Consider the following 858-nt stretch of genomic DNA (forward strand, 5'->3'; position numbering starts at 1 on the left):
GCGGGCCATCCGCCCCTGCGCGCCCTCCCGCAGGCAGCCCCCGAAGGTGACGTGTCCGTAGGCGTCCAGCCGCGTCATGGCCCTGCGGACCCAGGGCACGGGAGGTATCTCCCGCTCCGAGGCCGTGGGGTCGAGCGGGCCGCTGCTGAAGAACCACAGCGGACGCGCCGCCAGCGCCCGGCGGTGGCGCCGGACGAAGCGGCGGGCGTCCTTGTGCCAGCGGCCGAGGTACAGCGCGCCGCCGACCACCACGGCGTTGTACATGGCCACGTCGGTCACCGATGCGGCGGGCAGCGCCTCGGCGTCCAGGTCCGCCTCCTGCAGTGCCCTGGCCACGCTCTCGGCGATGCGTGTCGTCGATCCGTTGGTCGTCCCGTAGGCGACCAGCACCTTGGCCGTCATGACGGTTCCTCCTTCACAGCCGGCGCAGCCAGTCTTCGCCGCCCGCGTGGGCGGCCGCCCTCTCGGGCTTCCACCGGGAGTCGTCGATGCGGTGGCCGAGCTGATCGACGACGGCGACGACACCGTCGACCTTCCGGGTCATGGACACGGCGGCCTCCGCCTCGCTCCGGCGCTCCAGGCGGCCCCGCAGGGTGACGACGCCCTCGGTCACGAGGACCTCGACGGCCTGGCGCGACAGCCACAGTCCGTTCTCCACCACCTCGCGGATCACCTTCTCCCGGAGGGCCTCGTCGGTGCTCAGGAAGACCTTCAGCAGGTCGCGTCGGGTGACGATGCCGACCAGCCTGTCGTCCTCGTCGAGCACCGGCAGGCGGTCGACGTGCCGCCGCACCATGGTCCGGGCGGCCTCGGCGACGCTCTCGTCGGCGCGCACGGTGACCGGCGAGGGGGTCATCA

Annotated in this window: 2 protein-coding genes; both read right to left on the minus strand. The window is 73.1% G+C overall.

Going from position 1 to position 858, the window contains the following annotated elements; genetic code table 11:
* A partial coding sequence (locus A2U95_RS28955; RefSeq protein WP_240958310.1) for a flavodoxin domain-containing protein occupies positions 1-402 on the minus strand: 402 nt, incomplete at its 3' end.
* Positions 403-415: 13 nt separating this feature from the next.
* Positions 416-858, minus strand: a 443-nt coding sequence (locus A2U95_RS28960) for a CBS domain-containing protein (RefSeq protein WP_166028381.1), incomplete at its 5' end; no start/stop codon positions are given.

The sequence above is a fragment of the Streptomyces chilikensis genome (assembly GCF_001642695.1).
In the GTDB taxonomy this organism is placed as follows: domain Bacteria; phylum Actinomycetota; class Actinomycetes; order Streptomycetales; family Streptomycetaceae; genus Streptomyces; species Streptomyces chilikensis.